Raw genomic sequence first — 802 nt, forward strand, 5'->3', positions numbered from 1 at the left:
TCGGCACGGTCAGATGGGTATAAGGGACGGCCCCGGTGCACCCCCCGGCACGCCTCCCGGCCTTCCCCCAGGCGACGGTATGGGCGGCATGGGCGGCATGGGCGGAGTAGGTGACATCGGCGGCATGGGTGGCATGGGGTAACACGCGGTTGCGCGGGGGCAACTATGGGTACTTCCCACGGCAGCCGGCTCGAATCCCGCCGTGGGGCACCTGGAACGGTCGTGGTTCGTCGGGGTCCGACGAGGCTTGCGGTGGGGTTTTCAGTCCGCTAGGAGATCTTCGGACTCGTAGGGGGCGTTGACCCACGCCATGAAGGGGCTCTGCTTGGCGCCCGTCGGCGCCAACAGGATGCGCATGCCCCGGACGTGGTTTACGCCACTTTCGCCCTCGCATCCAAGCTGATGGCACGACGCTCTTGCCGCTCCGAATGCGCCGTTCGATGTCGAGCGGGCTCACGACGGTGGCCCAGCTTCGGCCGAGGCGCCGACGACGATCCCCGGAGACCGCTCAGGCAGCGAGCCCGTTGTCCTGCACAAGGAGATTGGAGAGAAAGCGCCGACCATTCCGTGCACGCCGAGGGGCAAGAAGCTCGAAGTGCCGGTCAAGCGCATCGTGCGGGGCCCGGATCCGCAGCAGGCCGCGGCGCCGGGCGCGGTCGACCACCCCGAAGCGCTGTCGTGGTTCGGTGCCTGGGCCGCCGGCGCCGGCCTGGCGCGTTGATCTACCTGGGTTCGTCCAGGAGCTGCGGATGGTCCCCTAGAAGGGTGGGGGTTCGTCGGGGTGTGAGGTGTCCGGTGGTGG

The 802-nt window shown here is 69.0% G+C and carries 1 protein-coding gene; it reads left to right on the forward strand.

Annotated features, from left to right (window positions below):
* Positions 1-595: 595 nt before the first annotated feature.
* A complete protein-coding gene (locus CSR00_RS31610; protein ID WP_281259773.1) occupies positions 596-721 on the forward strand; it encodes a hypothetical protein in 126 nt (41 codons plus the stop codon).
* Positions 722-802: the final 81 nt, after the last annotated feature.

The organism is Mycolicibacterium palauense, assembly GCF_002592005.1.
GTDB lineage: Bacteria > Actinomycetota > Actinomycetes > Mycobacteriales > Mycobacteriaceae > Mycobacterium > Mycobacterium palauense.